The sequence below is a fragment of the Myxococcus sp. AB036A genome (assembly GCF_006547355.1).
Lineage (GTDB): Bacteria > Myxococcota > Myxococcia > Myxococcales > Myxococcaceae > Myxococcus > Myxococcus virescens.
Genome location: NZ_VHLC01000149.1, coordinates 1 through 16581 on the forward strand (window position 1 = coordinate 1; position 16581 = coordinate 16581).

At 70.2% G+C, this 16581-nt stretch carries 14 protein-coding genes; 10 read left to right on the plus strand and 4 right to left on the minus strand.

Annotated features, from left to right (window positions below; genetic code table 11):
- The first annotated feature begins 56 nt into the window (after positions 1-56).
- Positions 57-623, plus strand: a complete 567-nt coding sequence (locus FL344_RS35660; protein ID WP_228557993.1) for a hypothetical protein — start codon at positions 57-59, stop codon at positions 621-623.
- 25 nt (positions 624-648) lie between these two features.
- Here FL344_RS35660 and FL344_RS35665 read toward each other — a convergent pair whose 3' ends face one another.
- A complete protein-coding gene (locus tag FL344_RS35665; protein WP_141621661.1) occupies positions 649-1002 on the minus strand; it encodes a hypothetical protein in 354 nt (117 codons plus the stop codon).
- A 198-nt stretch (positions 1003-1200) separates the two neighbouring features.
- Here FL344_RS35665 and FL344_RS35670 point away from each other — a divergent pair, with 198 nt between their 5' ends.
- The 4 genes from FL344_RS35670 to FL344_RS35685 all read left to right on the plus strand — a co-directional run bounded on the left by FL344_RS35670 (position 1201) and on the right by FL344_RS35685 (position 4790).
- Entirely contained in the window at positions 1201-2100 is a 900-nt protein-coding gene (locus tag FL344_RS35670) for an ABC transporter ATP-binding protein (RefSeq protein WP_141621662.1), read from the plus strand.
- A 9-nt stretch (positions 2101-2109) separates the two neighbouring features.
- A complete protein-coding gene (locus FL344_RS35675) occupies positions 2110-2871 on the plus strand; it encodes an ABC transporter permease (protein WP_090491119.1) in 762 nt (253 codons plus the stop codon).
- A 79-nt stretch (positions 2872-2950) separates the two neighbouring features.
- Positions 2951-3961 carry an ABC transporter substrate-binding protein gene (locus tag FL344_RS35680; protein ID WP_141621663.1) on the plus strand — a complete coding sequence of 337 codons (1011 nt, stop codon included), beginning with the start codon at positions 2951-2953 and terminating at the stop codon, positions 3959-3961.
- A gap of 58 nt (positions 3962-4019) precedes the next feature.
- Positions 4020-4790 (plus strand): HAD family phosphatase, encoded by a 771-nt coding sequence (locus tag FL344_RS35685; protein WP_141621664.1) that lies wholly within the window; start codon positions 4020-4022, stop codon positions 4788-4790.
- A 6-nt stretch (positions 4791-4796) separates the two neighbouring features.
- Here the strand turns inward: FL344_RS35685 and FL344_RS35690 are convergent, their stop codons facing one another.
- Positions 4797-5288, minus strand: coding sequence for a hypothetical protein (locus FL344_RS35690; protein ID WP_141590465.1), 492 nt, complete (start codon positions 5286-5288; stop codon positions 4797-4799).
- Between the two features lie 626 nt (positions 5289-5914).
- Here FL344_RS35690 and FL344_RS35700 point away from each other — a divergent pair.
- Complete coding sequence (locus FL344_RS35700; protein WP_141621666.1) at positions 5915-6880, plus strand: NYN domain-containing protein; 966 nt, start codon at positions 5915-5917, stop codon at positions 6878-6880.
- Positions 6881-6896: 16 nt separating this feature from the next.
- Here FL344_RS35700 and FL344_RS35705 read toward each other — a convergent pair whose 3' ends face one another.
- Positions 6897-8936: a PilZ domain-containing protein gene (locus FL344_RS35705; RefSeq protein WP_194863373.1), complete on the minus strand. Its 2040-nt coding sequence runs from the start codon at positions 8934-8936 to the stop codon at positions 6897-6899.
- Between the two features lie 317 nt (positions 8937-9253).
- Between FL344_RS35705 and FL344_RS35710 the strand changes: the two genes are divergently transcribed.
- Positions 9254-9748: a YkgJ family cysteine cluster protein gene (locus FL344_RS35710; RefSeq protein ID WP_141621668.1), complete on the plus strand. Its 495-nt coding sequence runs from the start codon at positions 9254-9256 to the stop codon at positions 9746-9748.
- A 110-nt stretch (positions 9749-9858) separates the two neighbouring features.
- Positions 9859-10587 carry a hypothetical protein gene (locus FL344_RS35715; protein WP_228565613.1) on the plus strand — a complete coding sequence of 243 codons (729 nt, stop codon included), beginning with the start codon at positions 9859-9861 and terminating at the stop codon, positions 10585-10587.
- A gap of 17 nt (positions 10588-10604) precedes the next feature.
- Here FL344_RS35715 and FL344_RS35720 read toward each other — a convergent pair whose 3' ends face one another.
- Complete coding sequence (locus FL344_RS35720; protein WP_141621669.1) at positions 10605-12500, minus strand: ribonuclease R family protein; 1896 nt, start codon at positions 12498-12500, stop codon at positions 10605-10607.
- 319 nt (positions 12501-12819) lie between these two features.
- Here FL344_RS35720 and FL344_RS35725 point away from each other — a divergent pair, with 319 nt between their 5' ends.
- Both FL344_RS35725 and FL344_RS35730 read left to right on the plus strand, forming a co-directional pair.
- Complete coding sequence (locus FL344_RS35725; RefSeq protein ID WP_228565614.1) at positions 12820-15621, plus strand: protein kinase; 2802 nt, start codon at positions 12820-12822, stop codon at positions 15619-15621.
- 91 nt (positions 15622-15712) lie between these two features.
- Positions 15713-16447 carry a head GIN domain-containing protein gene (locus tag FL344_RS35730; protein WP_141621671.1) on the plus strand — a complete coding sequence of 245 codons (735 nt, stop codon included), beginning with the start codon at positions 15713-15715 and terminating at the stop codon, positions 16445-16447.
- Positions 16448-16581 lie beyond the last annotated feature (134 nt).

Here is a 16581-nt window from a genome sequence, read left to right on the forward strand (position 1 = left end):
GGCTCGCTCACACCTCTCCTCATAGACCCGGCCCGCCCGGGTCTATGAGGAGAGGTGTGAGCGAGCCCCAGTCCTCCTACTCCGATGACGAGCCGCGCCGCAGCCGCACCACGGCCATTGCCGCGGCGGCGTGCGTGCTGCTCGCCCTGCCCTTCCTCGTGCTGGGCCCCTACCTGCTCAACGCCAAGGCCCGCGTGGAGCTGCGGTGCCAGCCCGGCGGCGTGTGCCTGCTGTTCCATTCCAGCTGGCTCACCCGCGACGAAGTGGCCAGCTTCGCGATGAAGGATGTGCAGGGCGTCAAGGTGGACCGGACCCGGGCCGCCCGCCGCAACCGCGTGCCCATCTTCCGGCCCACGCTGGTGACGGTGCACGGCGAGTACCCCCTCTTCTTCCAGTGGGCCACCGAGGAAGCGGAAGCCACGCGCGTGGAGGCGCAGTTGGAGGCGGCCTTCGCGAACCCCGGCGGAAAGACGGTGGAGTTCGTCCGGGATGACCGCAACGCCTCCCTGCGCGTGGGCGGCGCCTTCAGCGGCGTGGGCGTGCTGCTGCTCGTCTTCGCGACGTGGCTGGGCCTGCGAACGCGGACGCACCTGCGCACCGAACAGGCGAGCCGCGCCGCCTGAGCCCCCGGGACGAAGGGCCTTCGCCTCAGCCCCCGGCGAACAGCGGGACACCGACGAAGCGGGTCAGCACGAAGCCCGTCGTGACGCAGAAGGCCGCGCCGAAGCGCTCCAGGTCGAACCGGAACTTCCAGTCCCACAGCTTCACCTTCTGGAAGCCGGCCACGACGGCGCCCACGACGAAGGGGGCCAGCAATCCCACGGGCCACGCCAGCCACTCGTCGTCGATGAGGGGCTCGGCGGAGAGGGCCAGGCTGCCCGCCCCCAGCAGCACGCCCAGGCCCAGCAGGAGGCTCAGCCCGGCGGCGCCGAAGCGGCTCTTGTCCGAGTAGGTCGCCAGAACGCCCCGCATCAGCTTGATAATCCCGTCATCCTCCAGCATGCCCCCATGTCTAGGACAGCCGGGCAGGCGATGAAAACACGCGTCTGAAGCGTCACCAGGTTCTACCGGGTGGGACAAAGGCCGTGGGCCACGAGCCCCTCTCCGCGCGCAAAGCAGGCGAGCAGGCCAGGAGGCCCTCAATGAGCTCTTTGTCTGCTCCCCCTTCCCACTTGCACCTACGTGCCTAGTTTGTGGCGGATGCTGCGCGCCCTCCTTGGCCGTTGGAGAAGTTCCCTGCGCCTGCTCCAGCCGGCGCATGTCGGCGCGGAGCGCGCGAAAATCAGCGTTGCCCGGCTGGACCACGAGTACGCCAACAAGGTGGTCGCCTTGCAGAACGTGGACCTCAACGTCCGCTCGGGCGAATTCGTCTGCCTGCTGGGTCCGTCCGGGTGCGGCAAGTCCACGCTGCTCTACGCGCTGGCGGGGCACGTGGCGCCCACGGGGGGCTCGGTGTCCATCGACCGGCAGCCCATCCACGGGCCCGGGCCGGACCGGCTGCTGATGTTCCAGGAAGCCGCCCTGTTCCCGTGGCTCACCGTGCGCGGCAACATCACCTTCGCGCTGGCCGCCCGGGGCGTGCCCCGCGCCGAGCGCCGCGAGCGGGCGGACACCTATATCCGGCGCGTGCAGTTGGGCGGCTTCGAGGACGCGCTGCCCCACCAGCTCTCCGGCGGCATGAAGATGCGGGCCTCGCTCGCCCGCGCGCTGGCGGTGGACCCGGCCGTGCTGCTGATGGACGAGCCCTTCGGCTCGCTGGACGCGCAGACGCGCATCCACATGCAGGAGCTGCTGCAGTCCATCTGGGTGCGCACGGGCAAGACGGTGGTGTTCGTCACCCACGACGTCCATGAAGCGCTGATGCTGGGCACCCGCGTGGTGCTGATGGCTCCCAGGCCGGGACGCGTGGTGCGGGATTTGGAAGTCCACCTGCCCATGCCGCGCCAGCCGGAGGACGCGGCGCTCAATGAAATGGTGCGGCACGTCGGTGGCCTGCTGCGTGAGGTGGAGGGCCGCGCCCACACACGCTCGCTCCGGCCAGCGCCCACCCGGGCTCCCGCCCAGCCCGTGCTCCGTCCGCAGGTGATTCCCGGCCCGTAGAGGTGCGTCATGAAACACCATGCCCAGAAGCTGCTGGTGATTGCGTTGCTGATTGGCCTCTGGGAGCTGGTGGCCCGGATGGGCGTCTGGTCTCCCCACCTGCTGCCCCGGCCCCTGACGGTGGCCCAGAGCCTGGTGGCCATGGTCACCGACGGGCGACTGGTGGGTGCGGCGGGACGCTCCCTGGGGCGGCTGCTGCGCGCCTACCTGATGTCGGTGGCCCTGGGCGTCCCCCTGGGCCTGCTGATTTCCCGCATCCCCTTCTTCCGCAACGCCGTGAAGCCGGTGGTGATGGGGCTCCAGGCGCTGCCGTCCATCTGCTGGCTGCCACTGGCGCTGCTGTGGTTCGGGCTGACGGATGGCGCCATCCTCTTCGTCGTCGTCATGGGCAGCGTGCTGGGTATCGCCATCGCCACCGAGGACAGCGTCAACGGCGTGGACCCGCAGCTCACCCGCGTGGCCAGCACCCTGGGCGTGCGAGGCCTGCGCTTCCAGTTCGGCGTGCTGCTGCCCGCGGCCCTGCCCGGCATCGTCACCGGCCTGAAGCTGGGATGGAGCTTCGCCTGGCGCGCGCTGCTGGCCGGTGAGCTGCTCTTCGTCTCCGGCGGCCTGGGGCAGTTGCTCACGGTGGGCCGCGAGCTGATGGACGTGCCCCAGGTCATGGCCGTCATGGTGGCCATCGTCATCATCGGCACCGCGGTGGACCGTGTCCTCTTCCAGACGGTGGAGGTGCGGCTGCGGCGGCGGTGGGGGCTGACGGCGACGACGTGAGGCCCACGGCCGTGTGGCGCCTGACGCTTGGCTTCGGCGGGCGTTGAAATCCCGCCGCCGCGTCACACCTTCAGCAGCCATGCGTGTCTTCCACTTCCTGTTGCCCGTGGTGGTCGCTGGACTGGCGGTGCTCGGCGCGGGCTGCAAGCGCGAGTCCGCCGCGCGCGGCCCGGACGCGCCGCTGCGCCTGGGCTTCTTCCCCAACATCACCCACGCCCAGGCCCTGGTGGGCAACGCGGAGGGCACGTTCGCCTCGCAGCCGGGCGTGGGCCGCCTGGAGGTGATGCAGTTCAACGCGGGGCCCGCCGCCATGGAGGCGCTGGTGGCCGGTTCACTGGACGTGTCCTACGTAGGCAGCGGTCCAGCCATCAACACGTTCCTCAAGGCGGGGCGCGAGCTGCGCGTCATCGCCGGCGCGGTGAACAACGGCGCGGTGCTGGTGGTGCGCACGGTGAAGACGCCCGCGGAGCTCAAGGGCAAGAAGCTGGCGTCGCCGCAGCTGGGCAACACGCAGGACATCGCCCTGCGCTACTGGCTCAAGCAGCAAGGGCTGACGACGCGCCTGGACGGCACCGGGGACGTGCAAATCTTCCCGCTGAGCAACCCGGACATCCTGGGCCAGTTCCTGCGCGGCGGCATTGAGGGCGCCTGGGTGCCGGAGCCCTGGGGCGCGCGCCTGGTGGCCGAGGGCAAGGGCCACATCCTGGTGAATGAGAAGGACTTGTGGCCCGGCGAGCGCTTTCCCACCACGGTGCTGGTGACGACGCGACAGGTGCTGGAGACACAACGCCCGCGCGTGGTCGCCCTGCTGCGCGCGCACGTGCGACTCACCGAGCGCTGGCAGGAGGACCCGGCCGGCTTCACCACCGCGGCCAACGCCGCCTTCGGCCAGCTCACGAGCAAACCGTTGCCCGCCGGCATCCTCCAGCAGGCCTTCTCCCGGCTGGAGCCCAGCCTGGACCCGGTGCCGCGGGCGCTCGCCACCGCGGCCGAGCACGCGAAGACGCTGGGCTTCATCACCGACGCCAACATCGACGGGCTGGTGGACCTGAGCCTCCTGGACGAGGCACGAGCGAGCGCCGCGAAGTGATGACGACGGAACACGGCTGGGGTGACGCGAGCTCGAGGCCGGGGGAGGATGCGCGCCCATGAAGATGGAGCGTGTAGAGGAGACGCTGGAGCGCATCCGGTTGGAGGCCGAGCGCGCCCCCGGCGGGGTGCTGGCCTTCGACGGCGATGGCACGCTGTGGAGCGGAGACGTCGGAGACGACCTGTTCCTGGCCCTGCTGGAGCACGGCGACATCCGCCCGGAAGCGCACACCGCCCTGGAGCGGCTGGCCACCGCACATGGCTTCGAGAAGGGCCTGCCCGCGCGCGAGCTGGCACACCAGCTCTTCGCCGCCTTCGAGGCGGGGCGGATTCCGGAGAAGGACATCTACGAGATGGTGGCGTGGCTCTTCGCCGGTTGGCGCGTGGACGCGGTGCGCGCCTTCGCGAAGGACGTGGTGGCCCGCCACGCAGTCAAACAGCGCATCCACCCGGAGAGCCGCCGCGTCGTCGAGTGGGCCCGCGGCCAGGGCATCCCCTGCTACGTGGTCAGCGCCTCGCCGCTCGCCGTCGTGGAGGCCGCCGTTCATGAAGTGGGGCTGGACCCCTTGAATGTGCTGGCCTGCACGCCGCGCACGGAGGATGGGACGGTGCTGGCCGGCATCGTCGAGCCCATTCCCTACGCGGCCGGGAAGGTGCATTGCCTGCGCTCGCGCACGTCCCAGCCGCTCTACGCGGCCTTCGGGGACAACGTGTTCGACCTGGAGTTGCTGGCGGCCTCGCGCGTGCCGGTGGCCATCCGGCCCAAGCCGCGGCTCCGGGCGAGGGCAGCGGAACTGCCCTCGCTCGTCCAACTCCACCCGGAGGACTGAAGCGCGTCAGTCCTTCGGCTGCACCTCGCCGGCGAGCGCCAGCGCCACGTTCTCCGTGGTGTTCTCCACCTGGTAGACGGCCACCACGTGCTGGCCCTTCTCCGGCTGCTTGCGGATGCGCAGCGCGCTCAGGTCCAGGGGCACCACGGCGCCGGGCTCCGTCTCCAGGTAGAGCATCTGCCCGTTGAGCTTCAGCACCTTGCCGGACAGGCGCTTCATCTCCTCCTGGTCCGGCGTCACCTCGCGGATGGGCATGCCCACGCCATTGGCCTGAGGGCCCACGCGCAGGTTGCGCTGACTGCCGCTGCTGGAGCGGTCAATGGACATGGTCGCGCCGAAGTTGGTGAAGCTCCGGTCCAGGCCCTCCTGTCTGGGCACATTGCCAGCGCCGGAGCCGTCATCTGGGATGTTGACGGGTTCACGGGCCAGGACAGCCACCGGTACCATCAGCGCCGCCACGGCGGCGGCCCGCCAGTTCCCAGCGTGCATTCGTTTCATGGGTCCTCCTCCTGGAGGGGCCGTGAGCCCCCCGTTGCCGACAAGCTAGGCCCTGACCCGAGGCCCCACTCCTGTGGACAGAACGTTCCGTCGCACCAAGGGCCGTGTGCCATGCGGCGCACCGGGCCCACGAGCGGACCTGCTGGCCAGGTCCGAAGCCGGCGCGCGCGTTCCAGGCAGGCGGGCGGAGCGTGCCCTCAACCGCGGTCCCGCCCCTCCCACCTGCCTTCCGTTCTCCCCAAGGGACCGTGGACGTCGCATCCCCAGAAGAGGCTTGCGTGCAGCCCCCCAGTGCACCCAGCAACACCAGACAGGTGATGCGCAGCACGTTTTCGTATCAAGCATGGTGTGTCATTGAAGCCTGGAGTGACGTTGACGACGCGGCTTCCCCCTGGCCCATACAAGCGCCTGGTTTCAACCCAGCCAATTCACCATCATTGCGTCAAGCTTTATCCCCGAGTAACATCCAATGACACATCGGCATCCCTTGCGTGAGGACCGTCCAATATTCAGCCGGTCCTTACCGGGAGCATCCTCTCTCCTCGAGCGATTCGGGCTAGGGTGCGCCGTCCTGCCCGGACCCCTTTCCCCACCGCCTTCGAGGCGGCACCACGCAGAGGCCGCACGTGAACGGTCGCAACGCTGAGCACCGCATCGCCCTCTTCATCGACTTCGAGAACCTCGTCACCAACACGGGCATCAGCTCCGCGAGCTTCGACTTGCAGCCCTCGCTCGACCGGCTGCTGGAGAAGGGCAAGGTCGTCTTCCGCCGCGCCTACTGCGACTGGTCCCGCTTCGCCGAGGCCAAAATCCGGCTGCACGAGTTCGGCGTGGAGCTCATCGACGTGCCGCCCTCCACGCGCGCCGGCAAGAATGGCGCGGACATGCGCCTGGTCATCGACGCGCTGGAGCTGTGCTACGCGCGCGAGAGCATCGACACCTTCGTCATCGGCTCCGGGGACAGCGACTTCTGCCCGCTGGCCTACAAGCTGCGTGAGAACGGGCGCACCGTCATCGGGCTCGCGGTGAAGGAGTCCACGTCGCCGCTCTTCGTGAAGGCCTGCGACGAATTCATCTACCTGCGCCCGCGCCAGTCACGCTCCGACAAGGGCGACAAGGAGAAGGGCCGGCAGAGCGTGTCCGCCGAGGAGGCGGGACACGGCAAGCGCGGCGGCCGCCACGGGCGCGACGAGAAGGGCCGGGGAGACAAGGAGAAGACGCCGCAGGGTGGCGGCAAGTCCCAGCAGCCGAAGACGGAGGTGCCGGACATCGCCCGCGAGGTGGTGCAGAGCATGCTGGCGCGCGCCACCGGGCCGGTGAACCCGTCCCTCATCAAGGAAGCCATCGTCCGCAAGGAGCCCGACTTCGACGAGCGCGAGCACGGCTTCTCCACCTTCGCCCGGCTGCTGGCCGCGCTGGAGCAGCAAGGCCTGCTGCGCCGCATCCAGCAGGGCCGCCAGTGGTACGTGGTGGCGGCGGACTTCGACGTCGGCAGTGGCGACAGCAAGGGCAAGAAGCGCGGCCCGGCGCACACCGCCGAGGAAGACGAGGAGTTGGAGTCCTACCCGGACCCGGACGAAGACGAGGGCTGAGCCCCCGTCCCCGCGACTACGCCCCCGCCGGGGGCGTGGTGGCCTCGAAGAGGTGCTCGAGAAACTCGGGCAGCAGGCTGGCGGAGATGACCCACAGCTTGCCTTCGCCCAGGTCCGCGAGCGACGCGCGCTCCACGTACTCCACGCAGGCCGCTTCCACGTAGTGGATGAACACCTTGCGCTCACGCGCGCGGTACCAGTCCGCCGCGTGGGCCAGCAGCGCCACCATGGCGTCCTGGGCCTCCTTCGTCGCGTCGTCCACCAGCGGCACCAGCCGCACGCCGTCCAGCACGTTGAAGAGGTTGAGGCCCGGCTGCGCCGTCTCAAACACCGCCAGGACGACGGGCTTGCCCTCATGCCGCGCCACCACCAGCTCGCGCTCGCGGCCCATCCCCGCCTCGCCCCAGCGCTCCTTGGCGCGCTTGAGGTCGAAGCGCTCCGGCACCAGGTCCAGCGCCTCGCGGTAGGCCAGCGGGCGCGTGCGCTCCACCTGCTGGAAGAAGGCCGCGCGCTCCGCTTCGGTGGGCGTGCCCACCTCGATGCCCGCGGGGATTTCCCAGGCCCCGTCCACCTCCGCCTCCATCAACTGGAAGGGCACGAGGCACGTCTGGCCCGTGTGCTCGTACCAGGTGGCGAAGTCGAACTTGGTGAAGCGCACCCAGCGCACGCGCGCCTCGCAGAAGGCGAAGAACCACTTCACCTCCGGGTCCACCTGCGTGGGCTCGTAGCCGCGCAGGTAGATGTCGCGCAGCGCCTCGCGCGCCGACGTGCGGCTGCCCTTCACCGGCTGACGCGCCAGCTGGTGCGCCATCCAGCTGCCTTCGTACGGCTTCACCACCGACAGCGTGGCGCCCACGGACTGCCCCTCCGGGTGCACCACCCGGTAGCCCAGCCGCGTCCGGCCCTCCAGCCGCGCGAGCGTGGCGTCGAAGCTGGGGTGCGCGTCCTCGAAGTCCTCCGGCGACTTGCCCGGCAGCCGGAAGTAACCCGAGCCGTCGAAGAGCTTCCAGGTGGCATCCCCCCAGTCACCCTCCACCTGGGTGGCCGGGTGCATCTGCGCCTCCACCAGCGCGCGCCAGGCCTGCGCGCCCGCCGCATCCAGGGGACGCACGGACATGCCGCAGCGGCGGCCCGCCGCGGTGCTGGAGATGTTGCGCACCTCGGCGCGCAGCCGCACCGGCGCCATTCCTTCCGTCACGACCTCCAGCACCGGCTGGCGCAGGCCCGGGTACAGCAGGTCCTCGCCGGGCTCCGTCAGGAAGGCGATGCCCTCATAGGACAGGTCCAACACCTGACGCCGCACGTGCACCTGCGGCCACAGCGGATGGTCGAAGGACAGCGTGCAGGCACGGCTCGGCGGCGCGCGCCGCAGCCAGCGGTGGCGGTAACGAACGAGCTCCCGGGGCAGCGGCATCAGCACCAGGCCGGACTCCTCGCGCGCCTCGCTGACCTCCAGGTGCACCACGCTGCTGTAGCCGAAGGCCTCCAGGGTGAAGGGCTGCGCGGGCAGTCCGCCCTCGAAGCGCCAGCCCATGCGGCCTTCGCGCGGGTCGAAGTACGCGGCCGTCACCGGCACCTTGCGCCCGTCCGCGGTCCGCGCCATTCCGCGCGCCTGTCTGCCCACCAGCGCGTCGCAGATGCGCCGCACGCGGTCGGGGTGCTCGATGCGCTCCTTCCACACCGGCCGCGTCTCCGGCGGGAGCAGCAGGCCGTTGTCACGCAGGGCCTCCAGCACGGAGACGATGCGGCGGCCCGCGTCCAGGGGCGGCGCCAGGAAGCGCATGCTCACCTCCGGCGCGCCGCGCACGTCCATGACCTCCACGTCCAGCGCGGTGGCCCATCGCTCGCCATGGCCCAGCACCACGGAGGCGGTGTCGCCCGGCTTCGGCGCCGCCTGCGTACCGAGGTTCAGCGTCAGGTGCTCCAACGACAGCTGCACCAGCCGACACGGCGCCTGGAGGTTTCCGAATGACGCCACCGCCGTCAGTTCCGTCCCCATCCGGTAACCGAGCATCGACGCCCGGCCGCTCAACCCTTCCAGCGTGTCCGCCTGCATGACAGCTCCGTTGTCTGAAGGACGCCGATTGTACGGCTTCACAGGTGCGAGACTTGAGAATTCTCACTGGAAGCGTGAGCACGAACGAGCCGCGCGTAACCTGTTCTCCAGGACAGGACTGGATGTCTGATTTTTCAAGTGTCGCACGGATGGTCATTTCCCTCTCAGACGGGATGTGCGCCCGCATCCCATCGGGTCCGTGTGCACCCAGGTTTTTTTGGGGTGAGGGGGTGTGGCATGGCCACCGGGAGGGTGAGCGCTCGTACGCCTGCTCGCTGAGGTGGAACCAGCTCCGTCAGCGGGTTAGGGGAAGGAGCATGCCGCGCAACACCCTCTGCCTTCGTTGCGGCATGTGCTGTGACGGAACGCTTTTCACGCACGTGTCGCTCCATCCGGAGGAAGCCCTGGCGCTCCAGCGGCGGGGATTCCCCGTGGGCGCACGCACGGATGGAAGCCTCGCCTTGATGCAACACTGCCCGGCCCTGGATGAGCGCACGTGCACCATCTACGAGGACCGCCCTGCGAGCTGCAGGCGTTATCACTGTCAGCTGTTCTCCGCGCTGACTGAGAAGGAAGTCTCGCTGGACGAAGCGCTCGCGGTGGTGGACGAGGCCCATGCGCGAGTGGCCACCGTGGCGCGCACGCTGGCGCCTGCTTCGGAAGGGGCGCCGCGCTCGGTGCTGCAACGCGCCCGGCGCGCGAACCTGCTCGAGCACGGCGGCCCGCTGTCCGCGACGGACCTGGCCACCTACGAGCATGCGGAGGTCTATCTGGATACACACTTCCGGGGGCGCTTCGGACGGCAGGATTGAGCGCGGCGACGCGGTGAATCCCAGCCGCATCGCACCCCCCGTGTGGCTACGATGCGGGCGCGATAATCCGGGCCGTGCTTCCACGGCGCCGCGTGACACCGAGGACTTCGATGAAGACGAACGCGTCCGTGCTGGCGGTGATGACGTGCTCCCTGCTGACGGCGCCGCTGGCCATCGCGGATGACACGGCCCCTGTGAAGTCCGCCTCGGTGGATTTGAACGGTGATGGCACGCCGGAAGCCGTGTCCATCCAGTTCGACGAACCGAAGAACGAGTTCATCCTCAAGGCGGGCAGCGCCACCATCCGGGGCCCCGGTGATGACAATGAGCCCGCGGGCGTGTTCATCGTGGACCTGGATAGCCGGGACAAGCGCAAGGAGCTCGTGGTGCGCACCGGGCAGACGGACTACGACCAGCGCTCGTACATCTACGGCTTCGACGGCAAGGCGCTGAAGCTGCTGGGCACCGTGCCCGCGCTCACCGAGGCCAAGGGCAACGGCATCATCCTGTCCGACTCATGGCAGGGCTTCTGGAACCGGCGCGACAAGTACGTCGTGGATGCGAAGACGGGCAAGGTGTCCGAGGTGCCGCTGGACCTGTACGCCGTTGGCGTCGAGGCCACGGTGAAGCAGTCGTTCCCGCTGGCGCGCAGCCGCACGGACAAGAGCGTCGTCGCGACGCTGGCCCAGGGCTCGAAGATTCAGGTCCTCGCCGCCGCGCCTTCGGGCCGCAAGGGTGAGGATTACCTCTACCTGGTGAAGTCCTCCACGGGGCTGCTCGGGTGGGCCACCGCGAAGGATTTGACGGGGAAGACGGACGGCCTGCCGTTCGCGGGTTGAGGGCGAGCGCGCGCCGGTTACTCAGCCAGTGACAGCTCGATGCGGCCGAGCTGCTCGTCGGTGGAGGTCACCTTCACCGTCACTGGCATGCCCACGGTGAAGGTCCGCTCCTTGCCCACCAGGGACAGCTCGCGCGCGTCCGGCCGGAAGGGACCTCCGGACAGGGCATCCGCGGGCACCACGCCTTCCACCAACATGCCATCCAACTGCACCACCAGGCCGAAGGGCCGCACCCGCGTCACACGCGCCTGGAACTGCTTGCCCACGTGCCCCGCCATCCACCGCGCCTCCAACTCGCGGTGCCGGTCGTTCTCCGCCCGCGTCGACGCGCGCGCCTTCGCGTTGATGTGCACCGCGAGCGCCTCCATCCCCGGGTCTTCATCCACGAAGTCCCGGCGCCCACGCAGGTACCCCTTCAACGTCCGGTGCACCGCCAGGTCCGCGTAGCGGCGAATCGGTGACGTGAAGTGCAGATACAGCGGCGCCGCCAGGCCGAAGTGCGGCCCCGGCTTCACCGTGTAGCGCGACGGGCCCAGTGAGCGCCGCAGCACCGAACGCAGCGCCGGCTCCGCCACCGCGCCTGCAATCTGCCGGTCGAACGCCGCCAGCGCGAGCGGCGTCAGCTCCCGTCCGAAGCCCGCCGCGAAGCCGGACGTCTCCGCGAACGCATTCAGGTCCGCCACCCGCAACGGGTCCGGCTGCTCGTGCACGCGGTACACCCCGGGCAGGCCGCGCGCCAGCAGCCACCCGGCGATGGACTCGTTCGCCGCCACCATGAAGCGCTCAATCATCGCGTGCGCCGACGTCGGCTTCTCACTCACCAGCCCGGACAGCTCGCCCGTCGTCTGGTCGAAGGTGAAGCGCGCCTCGTCCCGCGCGAACTCCATGCCACCTCGCGCGGCCCGCGCCACCGCCAGCCGCGCCGCCGCCAGCCGGAACCACGGCATCACCTCGCGCACCGGCTCCATGGGCGCCGACACCTCACCCCGGTCCAGGAAGGCGGCCACCTCGTCGTAGTTCAGCCGCGCCCACGAGCGGATGACACTCTCGTACACGTCCGCCGCCGTCACCCGGCCCTGCGGGTCGATGCGCAGCTCCACCGTGAGGCACAGCCGCTCCTCGCCCGGCATCAGGCTCAGCCAGTGCGAAGACAACGCTTCCGGCAACATCGGCAGCACGCGCCCCGCCAGGTACACGCTGGTGGCCCGCTCACGTGCCTCGGCGTCCAGCGCCGTGCCCTGCTTCACGTACTCACCCACGTCCGCGATGGACACCAGGAGCCGCAGCGCCCCATCCGGCCCCGCCGGCAGCACCGAAATCGCGTCGTCGATGTCCCGCGTGGACGGCGCATCCACCGTCACCGTGGGCACGTCCCGCAAGTCCCTCCGCGCGCCCACCGCATGCGGCACCGCGCGCGCCCCCCGCGCTTCCTCGACGACTTCCGCGGAGAAGTCCTTTCGCAGCCCGTGCCGGGCGATGACGCGCTCCAGGGAGCGGTCCTCCCCTTCCTCCACCCGGTAGAGCAGCACCACCTTGCCTTCGTCGATGCGCGCCACCACCGCGTCACCGGCCTGCACCTGCGTCCCCGCGGGGTCGAGCACCCAGTCCGCGTTGGCCACCTCGCGGTCCACGTGGAGCAGGGTCGCGCCCTTGCGCAGCACCACCTCGCCGTAGACCTGCGTGCGAGGCCGCTCCACCAACGACAGCTGGCTGGCCGACCAGCGCCCATCCGCGCCCGCCGTCACCGTGGCCGTGACGACGTCCCCGGCGAAGTACGGATTGAGGTCGGGCGGAGGGACGAAGGCCGACAGCACCTCGGGCGAGCCGGGCGTCTGAACGGTGAGGAAGCCGAAGCCTCGAGGGTGGACGTCGAGACGGCCGGTGACGGTGCGGGGCGAAACAGAAGTATCCATGGAACCTTGAGCGCGTGTTTAGCCCACTCCCATCCTGGGAAAGCAGGGCTCGCGCGGGAAAATGTCAGCCCCCGGGAGCACGGCCCATGGAGGGCCTGCGTCTCACCGGGAAAGCCATCGCCAGGAATTGGCGACCTGCCGCCGGTGACGCAGCCGGGCCCGCGCCCCTGACATCCTCCGTCCGGGCCGCCCACGATTCCCCACCTGAATCCGGCTTCAATTCCGCCCTACCCGGGAAGTCATCAGGTCCGGTAACGAACCCGTGAGGGACGGGGCTTTCGCGTCCATCCGGCTCGCGGTGTACATTCGGCGCCATTCAATGAGTGGGAACACGCTGCCGCTCGCGCCGGAAGCGCGCTCGCTGGGCAAGTACGAGGTGCTCTGCCGCCTGTCGACGGGCGGGATGGCGGAGATTTTCCTCGCGTCCCAGCGTGGCCTGGCGGGTTTCCACAAGCTGGTGGTGCTGAAGCAAATCCTCCCCGACATCCGCGGCGAGGAGGAATTCGTCCGGATGTTCCTGGACGAGGCCAAGGTGACGGCCGCGTTCAACCACCCGCATATCGCCCAGGTGTACGACCTGGACATCGCGGACGGAGAGCTCTTCCTCTCCATGGAGTTCGTCCCGGGCGCCACGCTGGTGGAGGTGGCCCGCGCGTGCCGGCAGGCCAACACGCCCATCCCCATGGGCTACAGCCTGATGACGGTGCGCGATACCGCCGTGGCGCTGCACTACGCACACACCTTCACGGATCCGCTGGGCCGCCCCTCTCCCGTCATCCACCGGGACGTGGCGGAGAAGAACATCATGGTGACGTACGAGGGCGTCACCAAGCTGCTCGACTTCGGCATCGCCAAGAGCCTGGCCCGCGCCAGCCGCACCGCGGTGGGCATGGTGAAGGGCACCAGCGGGTACATGTCGCCCGAGCAGATCATGGGCGAGCCGCTGGATGCGCGCAGCGACCTGTTCAGCCTCGGCGTGGTGCTGCACGAGTGCCTCACCGGCATGCGGCTGTTCTACGCCAAGCAGGCCGAGGCGATGATGAACGCGGTGCTGCGCTGCGAGGTGACGCCGCCCTCGCGCACCAACAAGCACATACCGCCGGAGCTGGACGCCATCGTCATGCGCGCGCTGTCCAAGCGCCGCGAGGACCGGTACGCCTCCACGCTGGAGTTCGCCCGCGCCATCGAGCGCGCCGTGGGACCGCTCATCTGGCATCCCGAGCAGAGCAGTGAGCTGATGCTCCGCCTCTTCTCCGACCGGCGAGAGCAGACGCGGCAGCTCCTGATGAGCGGGCAGAACGACACGGGGGACACCACCGGCGTGGTGAACCTGGCCAAGGTGATGGCCATGGGGGTCGAGCCGTCCGAGCTGCCCACCGGCGGCGTCACCTTGCCGCCGTCGCCTCGGGCTTCGGGAGCGCCTCGGAACGCCGCGCCGCCCCCCGCGCCCCGGCGTCCCACCACGGGCGCTCCCGCCGCGTCCCCTGAAGCCGACACCGTTCGCAAGGCCGTGCTTCAGGCGCCTCCGGGCAAGCGGCTGGCCTCGCGCGCGTCTCCCGCTGACGCACACGCTCCGCCGCCTCCTCCCGCCGAGGCGACGACGCTCCCTCCGTCCGGGGGGCAGCACGTGCGCACCCAGCCGGGGATGCCGGCCCACTCTCCGGAGCACACGGTCCGCACGCAGGTGCCGGGCACCGGCCGGGACGCGGGCGCCTCTGCGTCCGCGCCGGGTGAGGCCTCCGCACGTCAGGGCTCGCGGGCCTCGGCGGCCGAGGCCCAGGTCACTGATCGGGAACAGACCCAGGTCCGCGGGGTGCGTTCCCCGGAGCCACCCGCTCCGCCAGCGCCTGGGGAGTCTCGCGCCCGACCGATTCGCACGCCGGATACGCTCCCTGTCGCGGATGATGCGCCTCGGGCACGCTCGTCCCGCACGACTGATCCGGCGCCTGCTGGCGATGACGCGCCTCGGGCCCGTTCATCCCGCGCACATGATCCGGCTCCCACCCCGGATGATGCTCCACGAGCCCGTTCAGCTCGCACACCCGAGCCTTCCCCACCCGTGGATGAGCCCCCGCGTGCCGAGGCACGGTCCCGCGCGTCCCGCACCCAGGACGGCCTGCGCGCCTCCGTGCCCACGCCGCCCCCCGCCGAGCGCGACCTGCAGACGGCGATGATTCGCATGCCGGTGCTGCCCCCCGAGCGTGGTGGGGACACGGTTCCGGTGACGCCCTCACCGCGCCGCCCCATTCCTCCCCGCCGCAGGCAGGGTGGCTCCTCGACCGAGCCCACCACCCAGCCCGTCCGCTTCCACGACATGCCCATGGAGGAGGACGAAGAAGAATCCACGGTGCAAAGCCGGGGGAGCGACACGACAAGCCCCAGGCGCGCACGGGCCCCCCAGGTCCAACCACAACCTCAGCGAAGCCGGGCCTGGATGGCTGTCACGGCGGTGGTGGGCGTGCTGGCGCTGGGCGTCGCGGTGGTGATGCTGGGGCTGGATGGTGGCGTCGTGTCCTCCCGGCTGAAACCCCTGCTCGGCCAGGGTGCCCCACCGGCCTCCCAGCAAGCCGCCGGGACACGGCCTCCGGTGAACGCGGACAAGAACCTGGCGGCGGGGACAGCGACGCCCGCGGCCCCACCGGTGAACGATGGGCCGAAGGACACGGGTGATTCGGCCCTGGCCATCGCGGATGTGGACCCCGTCACCCTGACGGATCAGGTCCCCGTGCCGGATGAGAGTGCCCCGGACTCGGACTCCGCCACCGAGGACGATGCCCCGCTCAAGGAGCCCCGGACCTTCAAGCGCGTCCGCAACGGGACGCAGCGGAGCAAGGCGGTCGCCCCGGCAGCCCGCAAGGCGCCGGCCACGCCGCCCTCCTCGGAGAGCGTACCGGCGGGCGAGCCCGGCTTCCTCACCCTGGTCACCGAGCCCAAGGCCCAGGTGTTCCTCGGCGGCCAGGACCTGGGCAAGACGCCGCTCTTCAAGGTGAAGCTGCCCGCGGGCCAGCACACCCTGAAGCTGGTGGATGCCACCACCAAGGCGCACCAGGTCCCCGTGGACATCAAGCCCGGGGAGACGACCTCCGTCCGCGGCCCGTTGAGCCTGCTTTCGGACCCCTGAACGGCGGGGCAGGCAATCAATGCGGGGACCGTGCGTACCTTGAGCACGCCGGGGCCCATGTCGTGGCCCCCATTTCCATTGGAGCGTGCCCATGTCCCCCGCCCGCGTCTCAATCGTCGCCGCCTTCCTCCTCTTCGGTGCCTGTGCCCATGCCCAGGATTCTCAAGCCGGTGCGTCCGCTTCCGCACAACAGCAGCGAGGCGATGTCCGGGAGGTGCCCGACTTCGACGAGGTATCGGTGAGCCACGGCATCCGGGCCGAGGTGAAGGTGGGCCCCAAGTCCGTGCGCCTGGAGGGACCGGCCGAACTCGTGTCCCGAATCGAAATGGATGTGCATGACGGGACGCTGCGCACCCGCGTGGACAAGAAGCTCTTCAGCGGATTCAAAGGCAGCAGCGTCCGCCTGTACGTCTCCAGCCCGCGCGTCGAAGGCATCCACGCCAGCGGCGGCAGCCACGTGGACGCGGACGCCACGCGCACGGACGAGTTCGACGTCGAGGCCAGCGGCGGCGCCATCGTCAACGTGCGCGGCGTGGATGCACGCCAGGTGGAGACCGAGGCCAGTGGTGGCTCGAAGGTGACGCTGGCGGGACGGGCTTCGGACTTCGACGTCGAGGCCAGCGGGGGCTCCATCGTGCGGGCCCTGGACGTGAAGGGCGTCAAGACGCTGGACGCGGAAGCGAGCGGCGGCTCGCGCGTGGAGGTGGATGCGTCCGACCGCGTCAGCGGCGAGGCCTCCGGGGGCAGCATCCTCCAGCTCGTGTCCCGCCCGAGCCAGAGCGACGTGCGCGCCAGCGGAGGCTCCAAGGTCGTCTACAAGGACTGACGCGCCCGCCGCCGTGGAAGGCGTGCCGCGTCAATGACAACCCACGGGTGGGGTGAACGGGACAGCACCCGGAGTGGCGGGTGGGCCGGCTTGCTCCCCAAGGGCCGGGGCGGCTGGAATGCGCGTCCCCACCC